Source organism: Nocardiopsis halotolerans DSM 44410 (assembly GCF_000341065.1).
GTDB lineage: Bacteria > Actinomycetota > Actinomycetes > Streptosporangiales > Streptosporangiaceae > Nocardiopsis > Nocardiopsis halotolerans.
The window spans coordinates 43,498-66,553 of record NZ_ANAX01000207.1 but is presented as its reverse complement, the minus strand read 5'-3'; the positions used below and the strand labels follow the sequence as shown (position 1 = coordinate 66,553).

At 72.2% G+C, this 23,056-nt stretch carries 16 protein-coding genes; 9 read left to right on the top strand and 7 right to left on the bottom strand.

Annotation, left to right across the window (positions count from 1 at the left end; translation table 11 throughout):
- Positions 1-201: 201 nt before the first annotated feature.
- The 8 genes from dapA (at position 202) to D455_RS0116090 (ending at position 10,310) form a co-directional block, all read left to right on the top strand.
- Positions 202-1,173 (top strand): 4-hydroxy-tetrahydrodipicolinate synthase, encoded by a 972-nt coding sequence (gene dapA / locus D455_RS0116125; protein ID WP_017571749.1) that lies wholly within the window; start codon positions 202-204, stop codon positions 1,171-1,173.
- Positions 1,170-2,855, top strand: a complete 1,686-nt coding sequence (locus tag D455_RS0116120) for a ribonuclease J (protein WP_017571748.1) — start codon at positions 1,170-1,172, stop codon at positions 2,853-2,855. Before dapA ends, D455_RS0116120 begins: the two co-directional genes overlap by 4 nt.
- Positions 2,856-3,050: 195 nt before the next feature.
- Complete coding sequence (locus tag D455_RS0116115; protein WP_017571747.1) at positions 3,051-5,606, top strand: FtsK/SpoIIIE family DNA translocase; 2,556 nt, start codon at positions 3,051-3,053, stop codon at positions 5,604-5,606.
- A 284-nt stretch (positions 5,607-5,890) separates the two neighbouring features.
- Positions 5,891-7,039 carry a helix-turn-helix domain-containing protein gene (locus tag D455_RS0116110; RefSeq protein ID WP_017571746.1) on the top strand — a complete coding sequence of 383 codons (1,149 nt, stop codon included), beginning with the start codon at positions 5,891-5,893 and terminating at the stop codon, positions 7,037-7,039.
- A 156-nt stretch (positions 7,040-7,195) separates the two neighbouring features.
- On the top strand, positions 7,196-8,638 hold the full coding sequence (gene rimO / locus D455_RS0116105; protein WP_017571745.1) for a 30S ribosomal protein S12 methylthiotransferase RimO: 1,443 nt from the start codon (positions 7,196-7,198) through the stop codon (positions 8,636-8,638).
- Complete coding sequence (pgsA, locus tag D455_RS0116100) at positions 8,635-9,240, top strand: CDP-diacylglycerol--glycerol-3-phosphate 3-phosphatidyltransferase (RefSeq protein ID WP_017571744.1); 606 nt, start codon at positions 8,635-8,637, stop codon at positions 9,238-9,240. The genes rimO and pgsA overlap by 4 nt, the downstream gene beginning before the upstream one ends.
- The gene (locus tag D455_RS0116095) at positions 9,237-9,794 is read left to right on the top strand and encodes a CinA family protein (protein WP_017571743.1); all 558 of its coding nucleotides are present in this window, start codon (positions 9,237-9,239) and stop codon (positions 9,792-9,794) included. Before pgsA ends, D455_RS0116095 begins: the two co-directional genes overlap by 4 nt.
- A 159-nt stretch (positions 9,795-9,953) precedes the next feature.
- Positions 9,954-10,310, top strand: a complete 357-nt coding sequence (locus tag D455_RS0116090) for a helix-turn-helix domain-containing protein (protein ID WP_017571742.1) — start codon at positions 9,954-9,956, stop codon at positions 10,308-10,310.
- Between the two features lie 129 nt (positions 10,311-10,439).
- Here the strand turns inward: D455_RS0116090 and D455_RS0116085 are convergent, their stop codons facing one another.
- The 5 genes from D455_RS0116085 to D455_RS0116065 all read right to left on the bottom strand — a co-directional run bounded on the left by D455_RS0116085 (position 10,440) and on the right by D455_RS0116065 (position 16,227).
- Entirely contained in the window at positions 10,440-10,904 is a 465-nt protein-coding gene (locus D455_RS0116085) for an RrF2 family transcriptional regulator (RefSeq protein WP_017571741.1), read from the bottom strand.
- Between the two features lie 405 nt (positions 10,905-11,309).
- On the bottom strand, positions 11,310-12,782 hold the full coding sequence (locus tag D455_RS0116080) for a glycoside hydrolase family 3 protein (RefSeq protein WP_017571740.1): 1,473 nt from the start codon (positions 12,780-12,782) through the stop codon (positions 11,310-11,312).
- Positions 12,783-12,915: 133 nt separating this feature from the next.
- Complete coding sequence (locus D455_RS0116075; protein ID WP_017571739.1) at positions 12,916-13,884, bottom strand: carbohydrate ABC transporter permease; 969 nt, start codon at positions 13,882-13,884, stop codon at positions 12,916-12,918.
- Complete coding sequence (locus D455_RS0116070; protein ID WP_017571738.1) at positions 13,881-14,873, bottom strand: carbohydrate ABC transporter permease; 993 nt, start codon at positions 14,871-14,873, stop codon at positions 13,881-13,883. Before D455_RS0116070 ends, D455_RS0116075 begins: the two co-directional genes overlap by 4 nt.
- A gap of 88 nt (positions 14,874-14,961) precedes the next feature.
- Positions 14,962-16,227, bottom strand: a complete 1,266-nt coding sequence (locus D455_RS0116065) for an extracellular solute-binding protein (RefSeq protein WP_017571737.1) — start codon at positions 16,225-16,227, stop codon at positions 14,962-14,964.
- A 252-nt stretch (positions 16,228-16,479) separates the two neighbouring features.
- Here D455_RS0116065 and D455_RS0116060 point away from each other — a divergent pair, with 252 nt between their 5' ends.
- Complete coding sequence (locus D455_RS0116060) at positions 16,480-17,694, top strand: ROK family transcriptional regulator (RefSeq protein ID WP_017571736.1); 1,215 nt, start codon at positions 16,480-16,482, stop codon at positions 17,692-17,694.
- A 149-nt stretch (positions 17,695-17,843) separates the two neighbouring features.
- Here the strand turns inward: D455_RS0116060 and D455_RS0116055 are convergent, their stop codons facing one another.
- Positions 17,844-18,335 (bottom strand): GNAT family N-acetyltransferase, encoded by a 492-nt coding sequence (locus D455_RS0116055; protein ID WP_017571735.1) that lies wholly within the window; start codon positions 18,333-18,335, stop codon positions 17,844-17,846.
- 116 nt (positions 18,336-18,451) lie between these two features.
- A complete protein-coding gene (locus D455_RS0116050; RefSeq protein ID WP_026122679.1) occupies positions 18,452-22,996 on the bottom strand; it encodes an ATP-dependent helicase in 4,545 nt (1,514 codons plus the stop codon).
- Between the last annotated feature and the right edge of the window lie 60 nt (positions 22,997-23,056).

Below are 23,056 nucleotides of genomic sequence, written 5' to 3'. Positions count from 1 at the left end.
GGCCTCGTGCCCCTCCCACGGGGCCACCACAGACTTTCCCGCGACCGTCGCGTACTCGCCGGTCGCGGTGGCGGACACGCAGTGCCGCCCCCGTGCCCGAAGCACGGGACCACCACGGTTGTCCGACGCACACCGAGAGGAGGACGGGCTATCGACGGACCCCACCGCCCGCGAGCGGCGGTCCGCACGCCTCACACACAGATGGTGAACACCAAGAACCGCCCGTTCGGCAAGATGTTGACCGCGATGGTCACCCCGATGCTCGACGACGGTGAACTCGACTACGAGGGCGCGGCCAGACTGGCCACCTACCTCGTCGACGAGCAGCACAACGACGGCCTCGTCATCAGCGGCACCACCGGCGAGTCGCCCACGACCAGCGACGACGAGAAGGACCGCCTGCTCAGGGCCGTCCTGGAGGCCGTCGGCGACCGCGCCACGATCGTGGCCGGGGTCGGCACCAACGACACCCGCCACAGCCTCAGGCTGGCCAAGGCCGCGGAGAAGGCGGGCGCGCACGGTCTGCTCGCCGTCACCCCGTACTACAACAAGCCGCCGCAGGAAGGCCTGATCCGGCACTTCACGTCGATCGCCGACGCCACCGACCTGCCGGTCATGCTCTACGACATCCCGCACCGCACCGGGACGCCGATCGCCTCCGAGACCCTGGTCCGGCTGGCCGAGCATCCCCGTATCGTCGCCAACAAGGACGCCAAGGACAACATCGGCGCCAGCTCCTGGGTCATGGAGCGCACCGACCTGGCCTTCTACTGCGGCACCGACATCCTCAACCTGCCGCTGCTGTCCGTCGGCGGCGCCGGGTTCGTCAGCGTCGTCGGCCACATCGTGGGCGCCGACCTGTACGACATGATCGAGGCCTTCGACAAGGGCGAGGTCAGCCAGGCCCTGGCCATCCACCGCCGCCTCACGCCCGTCTACACCGGCATGTTCCGCACCCAGGGCGTCATCACGACCAAGGCCATCCTCAACCTGTTCGGCCTGCCCTCCGGACCGGTCCGCACCCCGCTCGCCGACGCCTCGTCCGAGCTCCAGGCCCTCCTGCGCGAGGACCTGGCCGCCGCGGGTGTCAAGGGACCGATCGGTCTGGCCCCGCACCAGGCCGTCCCGGCCAGCGCCGTGCGCGTCGAGCGCCTGACGGAGGGATCCGTATGAGTCACCCGCACCCCGAACTGTCCTCACCGCCGCCCCTGGGCGAGGGCGCGCTGCGCGTCGTCCCGCTGGGCGGACTCGGCGAGATCGGCCGCAACATGACGGTCTTCGAGTACGGCGGACGCCTGCTCATCGTGGACTGCGGCGTGCTCTTCCCCGAGGAGGAGCAGCCCGGCGTCGACCTGATCCTGCCGGACTTCGACCACATCCGGGACCGGCTCGACGACGTCGAGGCGGTCGTGCTCACCCACGGGCACGAGGACCACATCGGCGGTGTGCCGTTCCTGCTGCGCGAGCGGCCCGACATCCCGATCGTCGGCTCCAAGCTCACCCTGGCGCTGATCACCGCCAAGCTGGGCGAGCACCGCATCAAGCCGGAGACCGTCCTGGTGGAGGAGGGGGAGCGGCACGAGTTCGGCCCCTTCGACCTGGAGTTCTTCGCGGTCAACCACTCCATCCCGGACGCCTTGGCCGTCGGTATCCGCACCCCGGCGGGGTCGGTGCTGCACACCGGCGACTTCAAGATGGACCAGCTGCCGCTGGACGGGCGCCTGACCGACCTGGGGGGCTTCTCCCGGTTCGGTGACGAGGGCGTGGACCTGCTGCTGTCGGACTCCACCAACGCCGAGCAGCCCGGCTTCATCGTCAACGAGCGCGACCTGTCCGAGGCCATCGAGAAGGTGTTCCGGCAGGCCGAGAAGCGCATCGTGGTGGCCTGCTTCGCCTCGCACGTGCACCGCGTCCAGCAGGTCATCGACGCCGCGTCCAAGCACGGGCGCAAGATCGCGTTCGTGGGCCGGTCCATGGTCCGCAACATGAACATCGCGCGTGACCTGGGCTACCTGAGCATCCCCGGTGACACGATCATCGACGTCCGGCAGCTCGACGAGATGCCCGAGGACGAGGCGGTGCTGATCTGCACCGGTTCGCAGGGCGAGCCGATGTCGGCGCTCAGCCGCATGGCCAACCGCGACCACCAGATCCGCATCGAGGAGGGCGACACCGTCCTGCTCGCGTCGTCGCTGATCCCCGGCAACGAGAACTCGGTCAACCGGGTGATCAACGGCCTGACCCGCTGGGGCGCCAAGGTCGTGCACAAGGGCAACGCCCTGGTGCACGTGTCCGGGCACGCCTCCGCCGGTGAGCTGCTGTACGTGCTCAACATGGTGCGTCCGCGCAACTTCATGCCCGTCCACGGCGAGTGGCGGCACATGCGCGCCCACGCCGACCTGGCCCGGCTGACCGGGATCCCCGGCGACCGGATCGTCATCGCCGAGGACGGCGTGGTGGTCGACCTGTACAAGAACAGGGCCAAGATCGTCGGCGCGGTGCAGGCCGGGTACGTGTACGTGGACGGCTCCTCGGTCGGCGACGTCACCGACGCCGCGCTCAAGGACCGCCGCATCCTCGGCGAGGAGGGGTTCATCTCCATCGTCGTGGCGGTGGACTCGGGTTCCGGCAAGATCCTCGGCGAGCCCGAGATCCACACCCGGGGCGCGGGTATCGGCGCCGACGCCTACGACGACGTCATCGACAGGATCCAGGACGCACTGGACAAGGCGGCGCGGGACGGGGTCAACGATCCCCACCAGCTGCGGCAGCTCATCCGGCGCAGCACCGGCCGCTGGGTCAACGAGACCTACCGCAGACGTCCCATGATCATCCCCGTCCTGGTCGAGGTCTGACCCGGACGCGTTCACGACGAACGGCCCGACACGCCCTGAGGCGCGTCCGGGCCGTTCGCGTCCTCCGGGCCCGTTCCGGGCGACACGCCGTGCCGGATACGGGCGAACGGGGTGGACACCGCAGTAGGCTGCCCGCCGTGGCGGGCCGTCCTGCCCGACCGTCCGACCGACCCCGTCCCCTGGAGGTGACCCCCGATGGCCACGCGTGCCTCCTCCGGCGGTTCCGGACGCAAGAAACCCGCCGCGCGCAAACCCGCCGCGCGCAAACCCGCCGCGCGCAAACCCGCCGCGAAGAACCCCATGCCCGACGGGCCGATCGCCTTCGCCGTCACCATGTTCGGCCAGTTCCTGCTGGTGCTGTGGAAGCTCGTCGCGCACACCGTCGGCGGCGCCGCCCGGGCGGTCGGCCGCAGCGCACGCGGCCTGGACCCCGACCTGCGCCGCGACGGGGCCGGGCTGGTCCTGCTCGCCGCGGGCGTCCTCATCGCCGCCGCCGTGTGGTGGCGCGGCGACGGGCTGCTGCTGGAGTACACGCGCATGGTCGTGGTCGGCGCCTTCGGCACCTTCTCACCGGTCCTGCCGCTGCTCTTCCTGCCTGTCTCGGTCAGGCTGATGCGCACCCCCGGCAACGGCAGGGAGGGCGACGCCGGGCGCCTGTTCATCGGCTTCACCTCGATCATGCTGGGCCTGCTCGGCCTGATCCACATCGCCCACGGCATCCCCCGGCCCTCCGACGGCCTGGCGGCCCTCCAGGAGGCGGGCGGGCTCATCGGCTTCGTCGCCTCGGGGCCGCTCAGCTCCGTCCTCACCCCCTGGCTGACCGGCGTCCTGCTGGCCCTGGTCCTGGTCTTCGGCGTCCTCGTGGCCACCTCCACCCCCATCCGACGCATCCCCGAGCGCCTCCAGACCCTGTTCGGCGCCCTCATGGAGCGCGACACCGGCCCCGACTCGGGGATCGGCCTCCTGGGCGCCGACCCGGAGAGGAAGCCCGCCAAACCGCGGAAGCGCAGGCCCAAGGAGAAGACGACGGTCGCGGGCGACCACGAGCGCCCCTACGACAGCCCCGTCGTGCCCACCGAGCCCCTCGCCCCCGCCCTCACGGACGAGGAGGACGGGGCCCCGCCGGCCGGGGCCGGGGAGGAGGCGTCGGTCCCGTCGGCCGGGGCCGACGGCGGGAAGGCGAAGACCGGGAAGAAGACCGCACGCGGCAGGAAGGCGGAGGTGCCCGATCCCACACCGGCGCCCGCCACCACCGAGCAGCTGACCATCCCCTCCCGCGTGGTGGAGGGCGACTACGAGCTGCCCACGCCGACCATGCTCAAGCCCGGCAGCCCGGTCAAGCCGCGCACCAAGGTCAACGACGAGGTCGTCGCGGCGCTGTCGGGGGTGCTCACCCAGTTCAACATCGACGCCGACGTCACCGGGTTCACCCGGGGGCCGACGGTGACCCGCTACGAGATCGAGCTGGGCCCCGCGGTCAAGGTCGAGAAGGTCACCGCCCTGGCCAAGAACATCTCCCTGGCGGTCAAGAGCGCCGACGTGCGCATCCAGTCGCCCATCCCGGGCAAGTCCGCGATCGGTGTGGAGATCCCCAACACCGACAAGGACGTCGTGAGCCTGGGTGACGTGCTGCGGTCTCCCGCGGCGACCTCCGACGACCACCCCATGCTGGTGGGCCTGGGCAAGGACGTCGAGGGATCCAACGTGGTCGCGAACCTGGCCAAGATGCCGCACGTGCTGGTCGCCGGTGCCACCGGTGCGGGTAAGTCCACCTGCATCAACGGGCTCATCACCTCGCTGATGATGCGCGCCACCCCCGACGAGGTGCGGATGATCCTGGTCGACCCCAAGCGGGTCGAACTGACCATGTACGAGGGCATCCCACACCTGATCACCCCCATCATCACCAACCCCAAGCGGGCCGCCGAGGCCCTCCAGTGGGTGGTGGGGGAGATGGACCGCCGTTACGACGACCTGGCCGCCTCGGGGTACCGGCACGTGGACGACTTCAACGCCGCCGTGCGCGCGGGCGAGCTGACCGCCCCGCCCGGCAGCGAGCGCGAGTACGAGCCCTACCCCTACCTGCTGGTGATCGTGGACGAGCTGGCCGACCTGATGATGGTCGCCCCACGTGACGTGGAGGACGCCGTCGTGCGCATCACCCAGCTGGCCCGCGCCGCCGGGATCCACCTGGTGCTGGCCACCCAGCGGCCCAGCGTCGACGTCGTCACCGGTCTGATCAAGGCCAACGTGCCCTCCCGTCTGGCCTTCGCCACCTCCAGCCTCTCCGACAGCCGCGTCATCCTCGACCAGCCGGGCGCCGAGAAGCTGGTCGGCAAGGGCGACGCGCTCTTCCTCCCGATGGGCGCGGGCAAGCCCATCCGCCTCCAGAACGCCTGGGTGGGGGAGAAGGAGATCCGGGGGATCGTCGACCACTGCAAGAAGCAGTCCGAGCCCAGCTACCGCGAGGACGTGGCGGCCCCCGAGACGAAGAAGAAGGAGATCGACGAGGACATCGGCGACGACCTCGACCTCCTCCTCCAGGCCGTCGAGCTGGTGGTCACCACCCAGTTCGGATCCACGTCCATGCTCCAGCGCAAGCTGCGCGTGGGCTTCGCCAAGGCGGGCCGCCTGATGGACCTCATGGAGAGCCGCGACGTGGTCGGCCCCAGCGAGGGCTCCAAGGCCCGCGACGTGCTCGTCACGCCCGACGACCTGCCCGCCGTCCTGGAGGACATCCGCGGTTCCTGACCGTCCGGTGCCGCCTTCCGCCGTAACCCGGAGATCCCCCTCCGGCCACGAGGCCGACGTGGTGGAGAGGTGCCCCACCTCCAGCCGCCTCGCGCCCCCCGCACGGCGGATACCTGGGCCTTGTGTTCCGTACTTTCCCGAAACTCCACTGGCATCCCTTAAAAACGGGCCTGCCCGATTTGGTGGGATCTTGGTGGCTTCATGGGGCGTGGTGGCCTGCATGAACGCGCCCGGGGCGGCAGAGTGGTATTCGGCAGATACACACAGTCGCGGGGGGATTGCGCATGGCGACGATCGGCCAGACCCTGTCCGCCGCCCGGGTCGCGGCGGGCCATACGGTCGCGGACCTCAGCATCCGCACACGCATCCGGGAAACCGTCCTCACGAGCATCGAGCGGGAGGACTTCGTCCCCTGCGGCGGGGACTTCTACGCACGCGGTCACATCCGCGGCATCTGCCGCGCACTCGGCCTGGACCCGGCACCGCTCCTGGCCGAGTACGACCGCGAGCACGCGTCCCGTGCCATACCCGTCTTCGTTCCCCCGCAGCGCCACCTGGCGCCCACGCCCGACGCGATCCGCGAGGCCGCCGCCGCGCGCGCCCAGACCCGTACCGGAGAGGACGGGGAGGCGGTGATGGAGCGCCGCTTCGGGGAGGACGACTCCGGGGTCGGCGCCCAGCGCTGGGGCCACTTCGAGCGCAGGCAGATCCTGGCGCGCCCGCGCGCGGAGGAACCCGGGAACACGCGGACCGCGTGGATCCCGTGGCCCCGCGACACGGGGGAGGGGCGCCGCGGCGGACGCCAGGCACAGGGCGGCGGGCCCACGCGCGGTGTCCCCGCGCACGGCAGACCCGTGCGCGGCGGACCACGGAAGGGCGGTCCCGCGCACGGCAGGCGCCAGGCCGGCAGGCACGGCGTGGGCGGGCCCGTGTCGCGCCCCCTGCTCGCCGGGCACCGACCGGCCACGGCGGTCCGGCGCCACTGGCCCTGGGCCGTGGTCGGCGTCATCTTCCTGCTGGCCATCTTCGTCGGGATCCGCACCTGGCAGGACTGGGACGCGGGCAACCCGCTGCGCGCGGCCTTCTCCTCCGGCTCCTCCGCCGAGGCGAACGTCGACTCCGCCTCCGCCGGAGGCACGGGCGCGAAGGCCGCGGCCGGCACCGCGCCGGAGGAGCCCGTCGAGTTCACCGTCGCGATCGAGGCGTCCGGGCGCAGCTGGATCGAGGTCACCGGTGCCGACGAGGAGACCCTGTACGTCGGCTACATCCTGGAGGGCGACGTCAGGGAGTACGTGACCGAGGACACGATCAACCTCTGGACCGGCGACGCCGGTGCGCTCAGCGTGACCGTCGACGGTGAGGGCGCCGGTCCGCTCGGGCTTCCCGGAGAGGTCAAGGAGGTCACGATCGGTCCGGAGGGCGTGAAGCGGTGACCCCGCCGCCCCGCTGCCAGGGCGGACCCGGACCGGAGTACGGGAGGGTGAGCCGACCAAGGTAATGTGGGGGGCTGCGGGCGGCGCCACGTGACACCGAGCACGGCCGGTCCGGCCCCCGCATCACCCGAATGCTCTCGCACACGCTTGGAAGCCATGTCATCGCGCCGTACTGTCTCACTCGTCACCCTGGGGTGTGCGCGTAACGAGGTCGACTCCGAAGAGCTGGCCGGGCGCCTGTCCGCTGGCGGCTGGGACCTCGTCGACGGCGACACCGAGGCCGACGTCACCATCGTCAACACCTGCGGGTTCATCGACGCGGCCAAGCAGGACTCCATCGAGACCCTGCTGGGCGCCGCGGAGAACGGGAGCAGAGTCGTCGCCGCCGGGTGCATGGCCGAGCGCTACGGCTCCGAACTGGCCGAGGCGCTTCCCGAGGCGCAGGTCCTCGGTTTCGACGACTACGCCGCCATCACCGACCGGCTCGACGACGTCGTGGCGGGACGCTCCCTCGTCCCCCACGACCCCCGGGACCGGCGCACTCTGCTGCCCATCAGCCCGGCCGAGCGCGACGCCTCCCAGGCACACGTTCCCGGCCACGCCAGCTTCGCCGACGCCCCCGGGGCCGAGGGCACCGAGCTGCCCTACCGCGCCGCCGTCCCGCGCCGCCGCCTCACGGGCGGCCCGGTCGCCAACCTCAAGATCGCCTCCGGCTGCGACCGGCGCTGCACCTTCTGCGCCATTCCGACCTTCCGCGGCGCCTACATCTCCCGGAACCCCGACGACGTCGTGCACGAGGCCGAGTGGCTGGCCTCCGAGGGCGTCCGCGAGGTGTTCCTGGTCAGCGAGAACTCCACCTCCTACGGCAAGGACCTGGGCGACGTGCGCGCCCTGGAGAAGCTCCTGCCCCGTCTGGCCGCCGTCGAGGGGCTGGAGCGGGTCCGGGTCAGCTACCTCCAGCCCGCCGAGGTGCGCCCCGGCCTGGTGGACGTCCTCACCGGCACCCCCGGGGTGGTGCCCTACTTCGACCTCTCCTTCCAGCACGCCAACGGCGCCCTCCTGCGCCGCATGCGCCGCTTCGGCGACCGCGAGCGCTTCCTGGAGCTGCTGGACACGGTCCGCAAGCGCGCCCCCGAGGCCGGTGCCCGCTCCAACTTCATCGTGGGCTTCCCCGGCGAGACCGAGGCCGAGTTCGAGGACCTGGTCTCCTTCCTCTCCGAGGCCCGGTTGGACGCCATCGGCGTGTTCGGGTACTCCGACGAGGAGGGCACCGAGGCCTTCGACCACGAGGGCAAGCTGCCCGACGAGGTCGTCGCCGAGCGCGTGGAGCGGCTCAACCGGCTCTCCGAGGAACTGATGACCCAGCGCGCCGAGGAGCGGGTCGGCTCGGAGGTGACCGTCCTGGTGGAGTCGGTGCTGGAGGACGGGGCCTACGAGGGCCGCGCCGAGCACCAGGCCCCCGAGGTGGACGGCAGCACGATCCTGTACGGCGAGGACCTCGCCGTCGGTGACCTGGTGCGCGCGACCATCATCCAGTCGGCTGGCGCCGACCTCATCGCGGAGCAGGACGACACCCACGGAGAAGCCGCGGACAGATGAGCACCCCAGACCCTGCGGCCTCCCCCGCCCCCCACGTCCCACTGTGGAACATCGCGAACATCCTCACGATGAGCCGCCTGGTCATGGTCCCGCTCTTCGTGTGGTTCATGTTCCTGGACGGCCCGTGGTGGCGCCTCGCCGCCTTCGCCGTCTTCGTGCTGGCCGCCATCACCGACCGCGTCGACGGCGAGATCGCCCGCCGCCGCAACCTGGTCACCGACTTCGGCAAGATCGTCGACCCGATCGCCGACAAGGCGCTCACCGGCTCGGCGCTGGTCGTTCTGTCCCTCCAGGGGGACCTGTGGTGGTGGGTCACCATCGCCATCCTGGCCCGCGAGTGGGGGATCACGGTACTGCGCTTCGCCGTCCTGCGCTACGTGGTCATGCCCGCCAGCAAGGGCGGCAAGCTCAAGACGGTCCTCCAGATCGTCGCGATCAGCGTCTACCTCTTCCCGTTCCAGGTGCTGCCCTTCAGCGAGGTCTTCGCCTGGTTCGCCCACGTGGTGATGGCCGCCGCCCTGGTGGTCACCCTGTGGACCGGTCTCACCTACGTGTTCGACGCCGTCCGCGCGGTCCGCGCCCGCAAGGACGGCGCGGAGTGAGCCGGGAGGAGGACCGGGTCCACCTGGGGTCGGAGGGGCTGGAGTTCCGGGTCGAGGCGCTCACCGCGGCCGGGGCCGCCCACCGGGCCCTGCTCGACCACGGAATGACCTGTGCCACGGCCGAGTCGCTGACCGGCGGCCTCGTCGGCGCCCACCTGACCGCGATCCCCGGCTCCTCCGGCTCCTACCGGGGCGGTGTGGTGGCCTACGCCACCGACACCAAGGAGGAGGTGCTGGGCGTCCCCGGTGACCTCCTGGCCGAGCACGGCGCCGTCCACCCCGAGGTGGCCGAGCACATGGCGCTCGGTGCCCGCCGCCTGCTGCGGGCCGACTACGGGGTGGCGGTGACCGGCGTGGCCGGTCCCGAGCCCCAGGACGGGCAGCCCGTCGGCACCGTCTACGCGGCCGTCGCCGTACCCGCGGGGAACACCCGTGTCCGCCAGTTCCGTTTCACCGGTGACCGTGCGGGTATCCGATACCGCACGGTCGAGGGGGCACTGCTGCTCCTGGATTCGGTCGTTCGCGGGAGTACGGAGGGAAACACCCGGACCTGACCCTTTCGGTTGGCTCTCCCTCCCCCCATCCCGGGGAACAAAACCACCCCTGGGCGGGGTTCCCCCTCCAGCGAACAGGACGGCAAGAGGTGCCCGAATCGGGCGAGGGGCAGGTACGGTGTTGTATATGAAGGTCGCTACCGGTGGGAGGGAGCGCGAATGATGGTCCTGCTTCGTCACCTACTTGGTGACGTGCTCAGGCGGCTCCGGCAGCGCCAGGGTCGCACCCTCCGTGAGGTGTCGGCCGATGCACGTGTGTCCCTCGGCTATCTGTCGGAGGTCGAGCGCGGGCAGAAGGAAGCCTCTTCCGAACTGCTCTCCTCGATCTGCGGGGCGCTGGGCGTCCCGCTGTCCCAGGTGCTGAGAGAGGTCTCCGACCAGCTCGCCCTCGCCGAGCTCCAGGAGGCCGCGCTGCTGGGCGACACGGTTACGACCGATCCCGTCTCCACCCAGGACCTCGGCATCGACCCGGTACCGGACCGCGTTCCCCAAGTCGCCGACATGGTGGGAGTCTGACCCCACCTCGGAACCGTCCGTCCATCGTCATCGTGACCAATGCGAAGGAGCCGACCAGGGGGTCGGCTCCTTCGTCGTGTGCGGGGCCCTCGTGGTGGACGGCTCCGGCGGGGCCGGGCGGCGCCGCGGTCAGCGGTGGGTGTGGTTCACCCAGGCGTCGGGGTCCTCGGCGAGCGAGCGCACCGTCTCGGGAAGTTCGTTGGTCACCAGGTGCTGGAGGTTGACGCCCTCCAGGATGGCGCGCTCGCTGGCGCGCAGGGCGATCCACACCTGCTGGAGGCTGCGGGCGGCGCCGTCGTAGTCGACGTGCTCGGGGCGCTCCCCGCGCACGTTGGCGAGCGGCCCGTCGACCGCGCGGATGATGTCGGCCAGGGAGATCTCCCCCGGAGGACGGGCCAGCCAGTAACCGCCGACGGGACCGCGCTGGCTGCGCACCAGTCCGGCGCGGCGTAGCTGGGTGAGGATGTTCTCGAGGAATTTTCCGGGGATGGCCTGCGCGCGCGCGAGCTGCTCGGCCGTCACCGGCCCCTCGTCGGCGACGGCGAGTTCCGCCGCCGCGCGTAGCGCGTAGTCGACCCGGGCTGAAAGGCGCATGCTGTGATTATGCCGTGTTTGGAAGGGCGAATGGGGCACCGGACGCCGACGGGACGGTCGACGGCCGGGATGCTTCAGGGTAAGAGTACTTCTCCTACCGGGTTTCGGAGACATCGGTGGCGTTCCCGGTGTGGAGGGCGTCACGTCCCAGTATGTCTGCTGGAAGGCGCGCCGGAAACACGCGGCCCGGCCGGACCCGCGGGATCGTTCCGCGGGGCCGACCGGGATGGCCGGGAGTGTGAGGGCCCGGGGCCTGTTTCCTGGAACGTTCACCCCTGGTGGCGCGGTTCGGGCGCCGTAGGCGTCCGTTGAGGGGGTAGCCCGTCCCCCGCGCGAAGCGCCCCGGCGGGCGATGGCGGGTGACGGGCGGGCCGAAGCGGAGCGGAGGCCCAGAGGGAACACGGCTCAGTTCACGCGGGGAGCGGGGGCCTCCACCGGGGCGCCCAGCAGTTCGGCCGCGCTCAGCCCGTTCACGTGCGCGGCCCCGTAGGTGCTCACGTGCGCGCCGCAGCCGGGACGCCAGATGGGCAGGCCCATCTCCACCACCACGGCGTCGGGGCGGTCGCTGAGCAGGCGGTTGACGAGCGCCTGGGCGTCGGGGTAGCGGTGCGCGTCCCTCACCACCACGACCAGGTCACGGTCCCGGGCGCTGGCGGCCAGCCGGTCGGCGTGCGCGGTGTCGGGGGAGACCCGCTCGGTGTCGGGGAACCAGGGGGCCAGCCCCCACGGGACCTCGCCCACGGCCATTCCGGCGGGGGCGTCCACCTCCACCACGTAGGGGTTCCTCAGCGACGACAGGTCGCCGTCCACGCGCACCGCGCGGCGGGCCCCGGCCAACCCCACGGCGTCGGACGCGGGCACGGCCGCCTCCCGCACCCCCGACTCACGGATCCAGGTGCGCAGTTCCGCGTTGCGCGCGGCGGCCTCCTCCAGGCGTTCCCCGGGCATGCGCCCCTCACGGACCGCCTCCACCAGGGCGGTGCGGACCAGCTCGACCTGGTCGGCGTAGACGAACCTGCCCAGGCACAGCAGGTCCACCCCGGCGGCCACCGCGCGCACGCTGGCCTCGGGGATCCCGATGCGGCCACTGACGCCCTGCATGTCCATGGCGTCGCTGACCACGGTGCCGGTGAAGCCCAGTTCCCCGCGGAGCACGTCGTTGAGGATGTGCGGGGTGAGCGTGGCCGGGCCGTCACCACCCAGACCGGGCATCTCGATGTGCGCGGTCAGGATCGACCGCACACCCGCCTCCACCGCCGCTCGGAAGGGCAGCAGTTCGCGGCGGCGCAGCAGGTCGGCTTCGGCCTCCACGCGCGGCAGCACGTGGTGGGAGTCCTGTGAGGTGGCGCCGTGGCCGGGGAAGTGCTTGGCGCACGCGGCCACGCCCGCCTCCTGGAGGCCGAGCACGGACGCGGACGCGTGGCGGGCCACCAGTTCGGCGTCGGAGCCGAAGGAGCGGGTTCCGATCACCGGGTTGTCGTCGGCGACGTTGACGTCCACCGACGGCGCCAGGTCCATGTTGAAGCCCAGCTCGGCCAGGCGGTGGCCCAGGGAGCGGAGGGTGGCGCGGGTGAGCTCGGGGTCGTCCACGGCGCCCAGGGCGGCGTTGCCCGGATAGTCGCTGCCCCGAGCCTGGCCGATGCGGGTGACGTCGCCGCCCTCCTCGTCCAGGGAGATGAGCGGGGTGTCGGCGGCCTCGGCCAGGGACGAGTTCAGCGCGGCCACCTGTTCGGGGCCGTCCAGGTTGTTGTGGAACAGGCAGACACCGGCGATACCGTCCGCCAGACCCTCCAGGACCCAGCGCGGGGCGTGGTAGGACTCGAAGGGCACCAGCAGCGTGGCGTTGGCCAGACGCGCCAGGGTCGGGTCGTACGGCATGACGAACTCCGTTCGATGAGCGAGGGGTGCCCGGTACGGGCAGACGAAGGGCGGGGAGCGGGGTGGGGGCATGCGTGCCCGGGGCGGGTCCCGCGGCGTCCTCAGCGGGACCCGCCCCGGTGGGGAAGGGCGGTCAGCCCTTGACGGCGCCCATGGTCAGGCCCGAGACCATGCGCCGTTGGACGAACAGGAAGAAGATCATCACGGGGATGGTCAGCAGGGTGGAGGCCGCCATGATCGATCCCCACTCGGTGCCGAACCGGCCGAAGTAGTAGGACAGGGTCAGCGGCAGCGTGTACTCCTCCGTGCTCCGGCCGAGGAAGGTCAGGGCGACGATGAACTCGTTCCACGCGGTGATGAAGGCGAAGATGCTCGCCGCGACCAGGCCGGGCGCGACCAGGGGCATCAGGATGCGCCAGAAGACCGTCCAGGGGCCCGCGCCGTCGATCGCCGCGGCCTCCTCCAGTTCCTTGGGCACCGCGGCCACGAAGCCCCGCAGCATCAGGATGGTGATCGGCAGGGACACGGCCGTGTACACGATGAGGAGGCCGGACAGATTGCCGAGCAGCTCCACGCCGCTGACGTCGGACAGCTGGCGGAAGTTGATGAAGATCGAGATGATCAGCGCCTCCATCGGCACCATCTGGATCATCAGCAGCAGGATGATGAAGGCGGTGCGCAGGCGGAACCGGAACCGGGCGACGGCCACGGCGGCCAGCAGCGACAGGAACGCGCCCATGGCCACGGAGGCGATGGTGACGAGCAGACTGTTGCCGAGGAACTCCCAGAAGTTCACGCCCGGGATCAGGTTTCCGTTGAGCACCCGGTCGAAGTGCTCCAGGGTCGGCGCGTTCGGGAAGAAGGTCTGGTCGCGCGTGAAGATCTCACCCACCGGCTTGAAGGCCGTGATGATCATCCAGTACACGGGGAACACGGAGAACAGGAACACCGCGAGGCCAGCCAGGTACAGCGGCAGGGAGCGCATGCGGCGCAGCGGACCGCGGCGGTAGACGCGCCGCGGGCGGTCGCTTCCGCCGGATCCGGCGCCCCCGGTGGCGCGCTCGCGGACGGCGGTCCCGGAGGTCTGTTCGATCGCTGTCATCGGGTCTCCCCCTGGCGGATCATGATGCGCAGGTAGTACGCGGTGACGAAGAGGATCATCACGGTCATGACCACCGCGATCGCCGAACCCATGCCGTAGTTGGCCGGGCTGGCGCTGAAGCCCTGCTGGTAGATGTAGTACGAGAGCAGGTAGACGTCCTTGTTCTGGAAGCTGTTCGCCAGGATGTACAGCTGCGTGAACACCCGCAGGTCCCAGATGATCTGGAGGATCAGGAGCAGGGCGAACAGCGGGCGCAGCATCGGGAACGTGACGTTCCAGAAGGCCTTCCAGGCGCTCGCGCCGTCCATCCGCGCGGCCTCGTACAGCTCGTCCGGGATGCTCTTGAGCCCGGCGAGCACGGAGACGGCGATGAAGGGGAAGGACTGCCAGACGATCACCGTGATGAGGATCGAGAACAGCGGGAGCGGTTCGAGGAACCAGTTGTAGTCCAGCCATCCGCTGCCCACCAGCCAGTCCGGCAGTGAGTCCAGGGTGACGTTGACCAGCCCCCGCTCCGGCAGGAACAGCCAGCGGAAGACCAGGGAGGCGCTCAGCGCCGGGGTGGCCCAGGCGAGCATCATGCCGATGGACACGAACCCCGCGAACCACTTGGGGAGCTTGTGCAGCAACAGCCCCACGAGAGTGCCCAGCACCATCGTGATACCGACCATCAGGACGCAGACCACGACGGTGTTGCGCAGGATCGTCCAGAACTCGGGGTCGCTCAGGAGCGTCTGGTAGTGGGAGAAGCCGTTCCAGGTCGGCCCGGGCTGGTTCGGCAGGAGGTTGCGTGTGGTGAAGTCGGTGAACGAGTACCACACCATCTGCACGATCGGCCACAGCAGCACGATCGCGAGGAGGATCAGGGCTGGGCCGATGAGCAGGTAGGGAATGGGCAGTTTGCGGCGGCGCGGGGCGATCTTGGAGACGGGGGCCGGAGCGGCCTCCCCGCGCCCGCGCGCGGTCCTGGGTTCGACGGTTTGTGCCATGGTCTTCTCAATCGAGGCGTGGGCCGACCGCGGCGGGCGGGGTGGGTACCCCGCCCGCGCACAGCTCTACTCAGTGAGGCGGTACGGACTACTCGACCGGCTCGTTGAGGATCGTGGTGAGCTCCTCGTTGGCCGCCGACAGGACCTCCTCGGGGTCGCCCCCCTGCACGATCTCCAGCATGGCGCTCGGCAGGATCTTGCCGTCCTGGTCGGCCGCGGTCCAGCGCGGGGTGGTCGGGAAGTACCGGATGCTCTGCATCTGCGTGGCGGCCGCCGCGCGATCCGGGTCCTCCTTGTACTCCTCGAGCAGATGCGGGTAGGCCGGGAAGAAGCCGCCGACGTCGGCGTAGCCCTGGCCGCCCTCCTCGTCGCCGAGGACGGTCAGCAGGTCGAAGGCCAGGTCCGGGTGCTCGGTGGTGGAGAACACCGTCAGGGCGGAGCCGCCCGCTAGGGCTGGGGCCATGCCGTCGGCGCCCGGGATGGGCGCGGCGGCGATGTTCTCGACGACGGCGGGGTCGGCCGCCTGCTCCTCCATCGAGGTGAGCGCCCAGCCGCCGTCGATGTACATGCCCAGCTCGCTGTTGGCCATGTCGGCCAGGGCGATGAGCTCGTTCTGGCCGACGTACTCCTGCGGCGAGATGCCGTCGGTGGTCAGACTCGCGTAGAACTCGAGAGCCTCCATGGTGGCAGGGTCGGTGAGCTGGCCCTCCCACTCGTCGCCGTTCTGCGTCGCGATCTCGCCGCCGTTGCTCCAGACGAAGCTGGCGATGCCGTTGGTGAAGTCGGTCGGCGCGGCGAAGCCGGGGACGTCGTACTCCCCCTCGATGGCCTCGGCGACCTCGACGAGCTCGTCCCAGGTCTCGGGCGGCTCCATGCCGAGCTCCTCCAGCCAGTCCGCCCGGTAGAACAGGGTGCGCACGCCGGAGAACCACGGGACGCCGTACTGGACGCCCTCGTAGGTGCCGGACTCCAGGGCGTTCTCGTCGATGCCCGCGGCGGCGTCCCAGCCCCCGACCTGCTCGGTGATGTCCATCAGGGCGCCCTGAGAGGCCCAGTTCGCGACCTGGTCGTTGCCGACCTCCAGCACGTCGGGGGCGTCGCCTCCGGCGAGGGCGTTGGTGATGGACTGCTGCGCGTCGGGCCACGGGATGAACTCGACCTCGACCGAGACGCCAGGGTGGCTCTCCTGGAAGCGGGACTCGGCGTCGTCGAAGTACTCGACGAGGGGGTCCTGGGAGGTGCCCATGACCCAGACGGTCAGGCTGTCGGCCTCACCGCCGTCACCGGAGCCACCACCGCACGCGGAGGCGAGCAGGACCACGGCCGTGGCCGCTGCGATCTTGGGAAACCTCATCTGTATCTTTCTCCCTTCGCACGACGCGCCGGGGTGCGACGCCTGTGCTCGAACCGACCTGGGATGATCGTGGGACCACCCGGCGGCTCGACGTCTTTGTGGGGGTTGTGCTGGGATAGCACGTTGGCCGCCCCGCCGGCGCGGGTACCGGAAGGGCCCGGAGCGGGCCTGCCAGGACGTGACCTCCTGTGAGGTTGTGAGCTAAATTAACAGGAAACTTTCCTAATAAAAACAGGGTGAGGTGTCACGGTTATGTCTCAACGTCCGGGGACTCCCCGGCTGCTGCGCCAGCTCAACGACCGCGCGGCACTGGAACTACTGCTGTCCGCGGGGCCCTTGACCAGAACGCAGTTGGGCACGCGGACCGGTCTTTCCAAGGTGACCGCCTCCCAGTTGCTCGCGCGACTGGAGGAGCGGGACCTGGTGCGGGTGGTGGGTAGTCAGGCGGGGGGCAGGGGGCCCAACGCGGCCCTGTACGCGGTGGTGCCCGAGAGCGCCTACGTCGCCGTTCTGGACGTCAGCGCGCGGAGGGTGACCGCGACGATCGCCGACATCACCGGCGACATCGTCGGTGACGTCGCCGTCGACCCCAGCGCGTCCGACGATCCCGTGGCACTCGTCCACACCGCCGTGATGCGCCTGGTCGACACCACGGGAATCCCCCTGGACAAGGTTCGTGCCTGCGTCATCGGCACACCCGGCGTCGTCGATCCGCGCACGGGCGACATCCGGTTCTCCTTCGACCTGATGTCCTGGCATGAGGGCATTCTGGAGGCCCTGCGCGCCGATCTCAAGAGGTCGGTCATGATCGAGAACGACGTCAACCTGGCCGCCCTGGCGGAGCACTCCGAGGGTGCGGCGGTGGGCGTGGCCGAGTTCGTCCTCATCTGGCTCAGCGCCAACGGCGGTGTCGGCATGTCCACCATGATCGACGGCCGTATCCACCGGGGACGCTCCGGCGGCGCGGGCGAGATCGGGTACCTGCCCGTGCCCGGGGCCCCCATGCCCACCGACGTGGGGCTGTCCGGCGGCTACGAGTCCCTGCGCGACGGCGCCAGCCGCGAGCTGCCCCACGGGTTCCAGGCGCTGGTCAAGGCCGGTCAGGTGGTCGAGCTCGCCGCCGGGTACGGCATCGAGGGCACCGACGTCACCGAGGTCGTCGCGGCGGCCTCCGCGGCGGGCACCCCCGAGGGGGACGCCTTCCTGGACGCCTTCGCCGAGCGCCTGGCCCGCGGGGTCGCCGCCGTCACCGTCATCCTCGACCCCGGTCTGGTGGTGCTCGGAGGGGACGTCGCCCGTGCGGGGGGTACGAAGCTCGCCGAACGGGTCCAGGCGGCCACGAGGCGCATCGCCCCCAACGCCACCGAGGTCGCCCTGGGCGGTGTGGAGGGCAGCCCGGTCGTGCGCGGGGCGCTCCTGCACGCCCTCGAACGCGCCCGGGAGGACGTCTTCTCCTCCACCGTCTGACACGTCGGCCCCTCCTATGGGAGCCCTCCCAAAGCTCTGACCAGGGCACACGTCCTCCAGAGGCGGCAGCCTGACCCCTGGCCGCCCCCTGTGTCCCGGCCCCTCCCTCACCCGGCCGGGACACAGCGGACTCCCGCCGGGGAGAACGCTCAGGTCGGTCGGGGCAGCTCCCGCACCATCACCACGCGCGGGAGCACCCGGATCCCCGCCCGCTCCTCGGCCTCCCACAGGCGCTCCAGGCCGGGACCCCACTCCGGCCGGGGCAGGACGGTGAAACCCCGATCCGCGTACCAGGGGCCGTTCCACGGCAGGTCGCGGAAGGTGGTGAGGGTCAGGCGGGTGTGTCCGGCGGCCCCGGACTCGGCGCACACCTCCTCCAGCAGGGCGCCGCCGACCCCGCGCCTTCCGTGGTCCGGGTGCACGGCGAGCTGCTCCAGGTGCGGGCGGCCGTCCACGGTCACGGTCGCGGCCAGGCCGACCACGGGATCACCCGTCACCGGGTCGTCGGCCACCAGGACACGCTCCGCGTGCGCCAGCATCCCGCGGGGGTCGTCGGGCGGCAGGACCACACCGGCTCCGGCGAACACCGTGTCCGCCGCCAACGACACCTCCACCGCGCGCGGCTCGTCCTCCGGCAGCATCGGTCGGATTCCCCTGGCTCCCACGCTTCCCCCTCGTGCTCGTACCTCGTGGACGCGGACGCCATCCTGTCCGGGACGGAGCGTTCCGGCCAGCGGTTTTCTGCGTCCCACACGGGCTAGGGACGCAGACGCAGCCCCTTCGGAGTGACGTGGAACCCCGCCGCCACGAGCGCGGCGTCCACCGGCGTCCCGAACACCTCCACCCCGTTCGCGCGCTCCACCGTCAACGGCCCCGCACGGCCGTCCCGCACCGCCGCGGCCAGGGCACCGGCCGCCCGCTCCAGCAGGCCCGGAGGAGAACCGAACGTCAGCACCGAACGGCCGCCCCGGCCCGCGTACAGGGTCGGCCGCCCGCCGTCGACCACCACCAGGGCGCCCGCCACCCGCCCGGGCCGGGCCCGCCGATCGTCCCCCGCCTCCTCCGGCCCCCGCGGCCAGGCCAGGTCCGTGCCGAACGGGTTCGCCGGATCGGTCGCCGCCAGCACCACGGGCGCCGCCGTGCCGCGCTCGTCGGACAGCGCCCGCAACCGGTCCACCGCCCCGGGCAGGGCGAACTGGGCCCCGCCCAACCCCTCCACGAAGTAGCCGCGACGCACCCGGCCCGACTCCTCCAACGTCCGCAGCACCCGGTACTCGTCCTGGGAGATCCGTCCTCCCTGGTGACCACGCACCAGCACACCCCGGCGCTCCAGTCGCGCCTCCAGACGGGCCAGGACGCGCCTGGTGGGATCGGTCTCCCGCTCGGGCAGGACCCACCACCGGCCCCCGGCGGTGGGAGGGCCCGACCGGGTCGGCAGCACCGGACGCGACAGGCGCCCCGACCGGGACGGCGCACGGCGCGGCGCGGCCCCCGACCCCAGCACGGCCCGCAGCGGGGCGAGGGTGTCGTTGGTGACACAGCCCGACCACACCAGTTCCCACAGCGCCGCGACCAGGTCCCCGTCCGACACCGCCGCACCGCCCGCCGCACGTGAGGCGCGGTCGGCGACGTCACGGAAGAACAGCGCGCCGCCCTCGCGCAGGACCTCCAGCACCGTGGCGGCCAGCGTCCCCTCCTCCGGAGGGACCGGCTCGGGCAGCAGCAGGGCCGCCTCGTCGGCCGGCACCAGGTGGACCCACCCGTCCCCATGGGGAAGCGCACCCGCCCCGGCCCAGACCACCTCGCCCGCCTGCGTCAACGCGTCCAACCGGTGGGGCGCGTAGCCCTCCACCCGGGCGGGCAGCACCAGCGACTCCAGCGCCGACGCCGCCACCGCCGCGCCCCGCAGCGACTCCACCGCCTCGAACACCGCGTCCGGCCCGCGCCACCGCTCACCCGGCACGGCGCGCTGCCACAGCGGCGAGAACCGGGCCAGGGCGGCCTGGTCGACCGGTTCCACCTCCCGCCGCAGACGCGCGATCGATCCGCGCCGCAACCGGCGCAGCACGTCGGCGTCGCACCACTCGGCGCCCGTCCCGCCCGGACGGAATCCGCCGTGGGACACCCGCCCCTCCCGGGACAGCTCCCGCAGCACGCCCTCCACCACGTCCACACCCAGACCCAGGCGCGCCGCGGCCTCACCGGAGGTGAACGGCCCGTGCGTGCGCGCGTGGCGCGACACCAGGTCGCGCGTCGGCGCGGCCACCGGCTCCAGGAGGGCTCCCGGAACACCGGCGGGCGGCTCGGCGCCCAACGCGTCCCGCAGCCGCGCCACGTCCTCCACCGCGCACCAGCGTTCGGCGCCCGCGACGGCCATCCGCACCACCCGCCCCGCGGACCCCAACCGCTCCAGCCACTCCCGCCGGACGCCGCGCGCTGCGGCCTCCTCCGTGGTCAGCGGGCCCACCTCGCGCAGCAGGTCCGCGGCGCCCTCCGCGTCCGCGACCCCCGCCCCCTCGGCGGTCCGCTGCAACAGCGCGCCGACCCGGTCCACCACCCCGGGGTCGAGCAGCTCCCGCAGATCCGCCTCCCCCAGCAGGTCGGCCAGCAGCGACTGGTCCAGGGTCAGCGCCTGCGCGCGCAGTTCGGCCGCTGGGGCGTCCCCCTCGTACAGGAACGCCGCCGTGTACTCCATCATCAGCGAGCGAGCGAACGGCGACGCCGCCTCCGTGCGCACCTCGACCACACGCGTCCGGCGGGACCGGAGGTCGGCGAGCACCTCCACCAGCGCGGGCACGTCGAACACGTCCCGCAGGCACTCGCGCACCGTCTCCAACACGATCGGGAACGACCCGTACCGGCCCGCCACCGACAGCAGGTGCGAGGCCCGCAACCTCTGCTGCCACAGGGGCATCCGCCTGCCCGGACGCTGGCGGGGCAGCAGCAGGGCCCGCGCCGCGCACTCGCGGAACCGGGCGGCGAACAGCGCCGATCCGGGCAGTTCGTCGGTGACCGCCTCCTCCACCTCCTCCGGGTCCAGCGCCACCAGGTCGGCCAGGTCGCCCGCCCGGTCCCACCCGCCCTCCCCGGTGTCCGGCAGCCGCAGCATGATCCCGTCGTCACCGTGCACGACCTGGGCGTCCGCGCCGAACCGCGTCCGCATCCGGCGGGCGATCGCCAGCGCCCACGGCGCGTGTACCCGCGCGCCCAGGGGGGAGTGGACGACCACGCGCCAGTCGCCGACCTGGTCGCGGAAGCGCTCGACGACCACGGTCCGGTCGTCGGGCACCCGGCCGGTGGCCTCCCTCTGGTCGGCCACGTACGCCACCAGGTTCCGCGCGGCCCACCGGTCCAGCCCCGCCTCCTCGGCCAGGGCCAGCGCCTCCTCCGCGTCCGCCCCGGCGATCTCCCTGGTCAGCGCGCCCACCGCCCGGCCCAGCTCCACGGGCCGCCCCTGGGCGTCTGCCTTCCAGAACGGCATCCGCCCCGGCCGCCCCGGCGCGGGGGAGACCAGCACCCGGTCGGCGGTGATCGACTCGATCCGCCACGAGGTGGACCCCAGCACGAACACGTCGCCCACCCGCGACTCGTAGACCATCTCCTCGTCCAGCTCGCCGACCCGGGTGGGCGCCCGGCCCGGCGCGGACGCCCCGCCCTCCGCGGCCAGGTGCACCCCGTACACGCCCCGGTCCGGGATGGTGCCGCCGCTGACCACCGCCAGCCGCTGCGCGCCGGGCCGGGCCCGCAGCACGCCCGCCTCCCGGTCCCACACCACGCGCGGACGCAGCTCGGCGAACTCGTCCGAGGGATAGCGCCCGGACAGCATGTCCAGGACCGACTCCAGCACCGGGTCGGCCAGGTCGCGGAACGGCGCGGCCCGTCGTACCAGGGCGGCCAGGTCGGCCACCGGCCAGTCGTCCATGGCGGCCATCGCCACGATCTGCTGGGAGAGCACGTCCAGGGGGTTGCGCGGCGTCTCCAGGCGTTCGATGCCGCCCTCGCGCATCCGCCCGACCACCACGGCCGTGGTCAGCAGGTCGCCCCGGAACTGGGGCAGGAAGACCCCGCGCGAGGTCCCGCCGACCTGGTGTCCCGCCCGGCCGATCCGCTGGAGGCCGCTGGCCACCGACGGAGGTGAGGCCACCTGCACCACCAGGTCGACCGCGCCCATGTCCACACCCAGCTCCAGGCTGGAGGTGGCCACGACGCAGCGCAGCCTCCCCGCCTTCAGGTCGTCCTCGACCAGGGCCCGCTCGGCCTTGGACATCGAGCCGTGGTGGGCGCGCGCGACCACCGGAGGGCCGCCTCCGCTCCGTCCGGACTGGGCGATGACCTGCGCGGGCACCTCCTCGGGCGGCAGGCCCGGGCCGTGCCGCTCGGCGTACAGGTCGTTGACGCGGGCGCACAGCCTCTCCGCGGTGCGGCGGCCGTTGGTGAACACGATGGTGGACCGGTGGGCCTCGACCAGGTCCAGGACCCGCAGCTCCACGTGCGGCCACAGGGACCCGCCGGGCCGGGGCCCGCCGTCGGACGGCGGGGTCCGGGTCCCGGGCGTGCCGGGCTCCTCCATGTCGGGGACGGGCACCGCCACGCTCAGGTCCATGCCGGGGGAGTCGGGCGGCGAGACGACGTCGGCGCCGCCGAGGTACTCCGCCACCAGCTCGGGCGGGCGCACGGTCGCCGACAGTCCGATCCGCTGCGCGGGACGGTCCAGCAGGGCGTCCAGCCGCTCCAGGCTCAGCGCCAGGTGGGCTCCGCGCTTGGTGCCCGCCAGCGCGTGCACCTCGTCGACGATGACCGTCTCCACGCCCGCCAGCCCCTCCCTGGCGCGCGAGGTGAGCACCAGGAACAGCGACTCGGGGGTGGTGATGAGCACGTCCGGCGGGCGGGTGGCGAGCCTGCGCCGCTCGTCGGCGGGGGTGTCGCCCGTGCGGATCCCCACGGTGACCGGGGACAGCTCCCGGCCCGCCGACGCCGCCGCGTCGGCGATCCCGGCCAGCGGGACGCGCAGGTTGCGCTCCACGTCCACCGCCAGGGCCTTGAGCGGGGACACGTACAGCACACGGCAGCGGCGGACGCGGTCCTCGGGGACGGGCGCCGAGGTCAGCCGGTCCAGCGACCAGAGGAAGGCCGACAGGGTCTTGCCCGAGCCGGTCGGCGCCACCACCAGTGTGTTCCGCCCCCGCGAGACCGACTCCCAGGCACCGGCCTGCGCGGGCGTGGGACCTGCGGGGAAGGCCTGTTCGAACCAGGCCCGGGTGGCCGGTCCGAAGCGTTCGAGGGAGTGCGGCACACGGCTCATGCCGCCAGTGTGCCCGGAGGCGGTGACAGAACCCGTACGACCGCGCCGGGCGCGCCCGTG

What these genes read in the sequence shown, in the direction of transcription:
- D455_RS0116080 (WP_017571740.1), bottom strand. Translation starts at nt 12,782, where the DNA reads ATGCCGTACGACCCGACCCTGGCGCGTCTGGCCAACGCCACGCTGCTG.
- D455_RS0116055 (WP_017571735.1), bottom strand. Translation starts at nt 18,335, where the DNA reads ATGCTGCCGGAGGACGAGCCGCGCGCGGTGGAGGTGTCGTTGGCGGCG.
- D455_RS0116065 (WP_017571737.1), bottom strand. Translation starts at nt 16,227, where the DNA reads ATGAGGTTTCCCAAGATCGCAGCGGCCACGGCCGTGGTCCTGCTCGCC.
- D455_RS0116070 (WP_017571738.1), bottom strand. Translation starts at nt 14,873, where the DNA reads ATGGCACAAACCGTCGAACCCAGGACCGCGCGCGGGCGCGGGGAGGCC.
- D455_RS0116050 (WP_026122679.1), bottom strand. Translation starts at nt 22,996, where the DNA reads ATGAGCCGTGTGCCGCACTCCCTCGAACGCTTCGGACCGGCCACCCGG.
- D455_RS0116120 (WP_017571748.1), top strand. Translation starts at nt 1,170, where the DNA reads ATGAGTCACCCGCACCCCGAACTGTCCTCACCGCCGCCCCTGGGCGAG.
- D455_RS0116090 (WP_017571742.1), top strand. Translation starts at nt 9,954, where the DNA reads ATGATGGTCCTGCTTCGTCACCTACTTGGTGACGTGCTCAGGCGGCTC.
- pgsA (WP_017571744.1), top strand. Translation starts at nt 8,635, where the DNA reads ATGAGCACCCCAGACCCTGCGGCCTCCCCCGCCCCCCACGTCCCACTG.
- rimO (WP_017571745.1), top strand. Translation starts at nt 7,196, where the DNA reads ATGTCATCGCGCCGTACTGTCTCACTCGTCACCCTGGGGTGTGCGCGT.
- D455_RS0116075 (WP_017571739.1), bottom strand. Translation starts at nt 13,884, where the DNA reads ATGACAGCGATCGAACAGACCTCCGGGACCGCCGTCCGCGAGCGCGCC.
- D455_RS0116060 (WP_017571736.1), top strand. Translation starts at nt 16,480, where the DNA reads ATGTCTCAACGTCCGGGGACTCCCCGGCTGCTGCGCCAGCTCAACGAC.
- D455_RS0116085 (WP_017571741.1), bottom strand. Translation starts at nt 10,904, where the DNA reads ATGCGCCTTTCAGCCCGGGTCGACTACGCGCTACGCGCGGCGGCGGAA.
- D455_RS0116110 (WP_017571746.1), top strand. Translation starts at nt 5,891, where the DNA reads ATGGCGACGATCGGCCAGACCCTGTCCGCCGCCCGGGTCGCGGCGGGC.
- D455_RS0116115 (WP_017571747.1), top strand. Translation starts at nt 3,051, where the DNA reads ATGGCCACGCGTGCCTCCTCCGGCGGTTCCGGACGCAAGAAACCCGCC.
- dapA (WP_017571749.1), top strand. Translation starts at nt 202, where the DNA reads ATGGTGAACACCAAGAACCGCCCGTTCGGCAAGATGTTGACCGCGATG.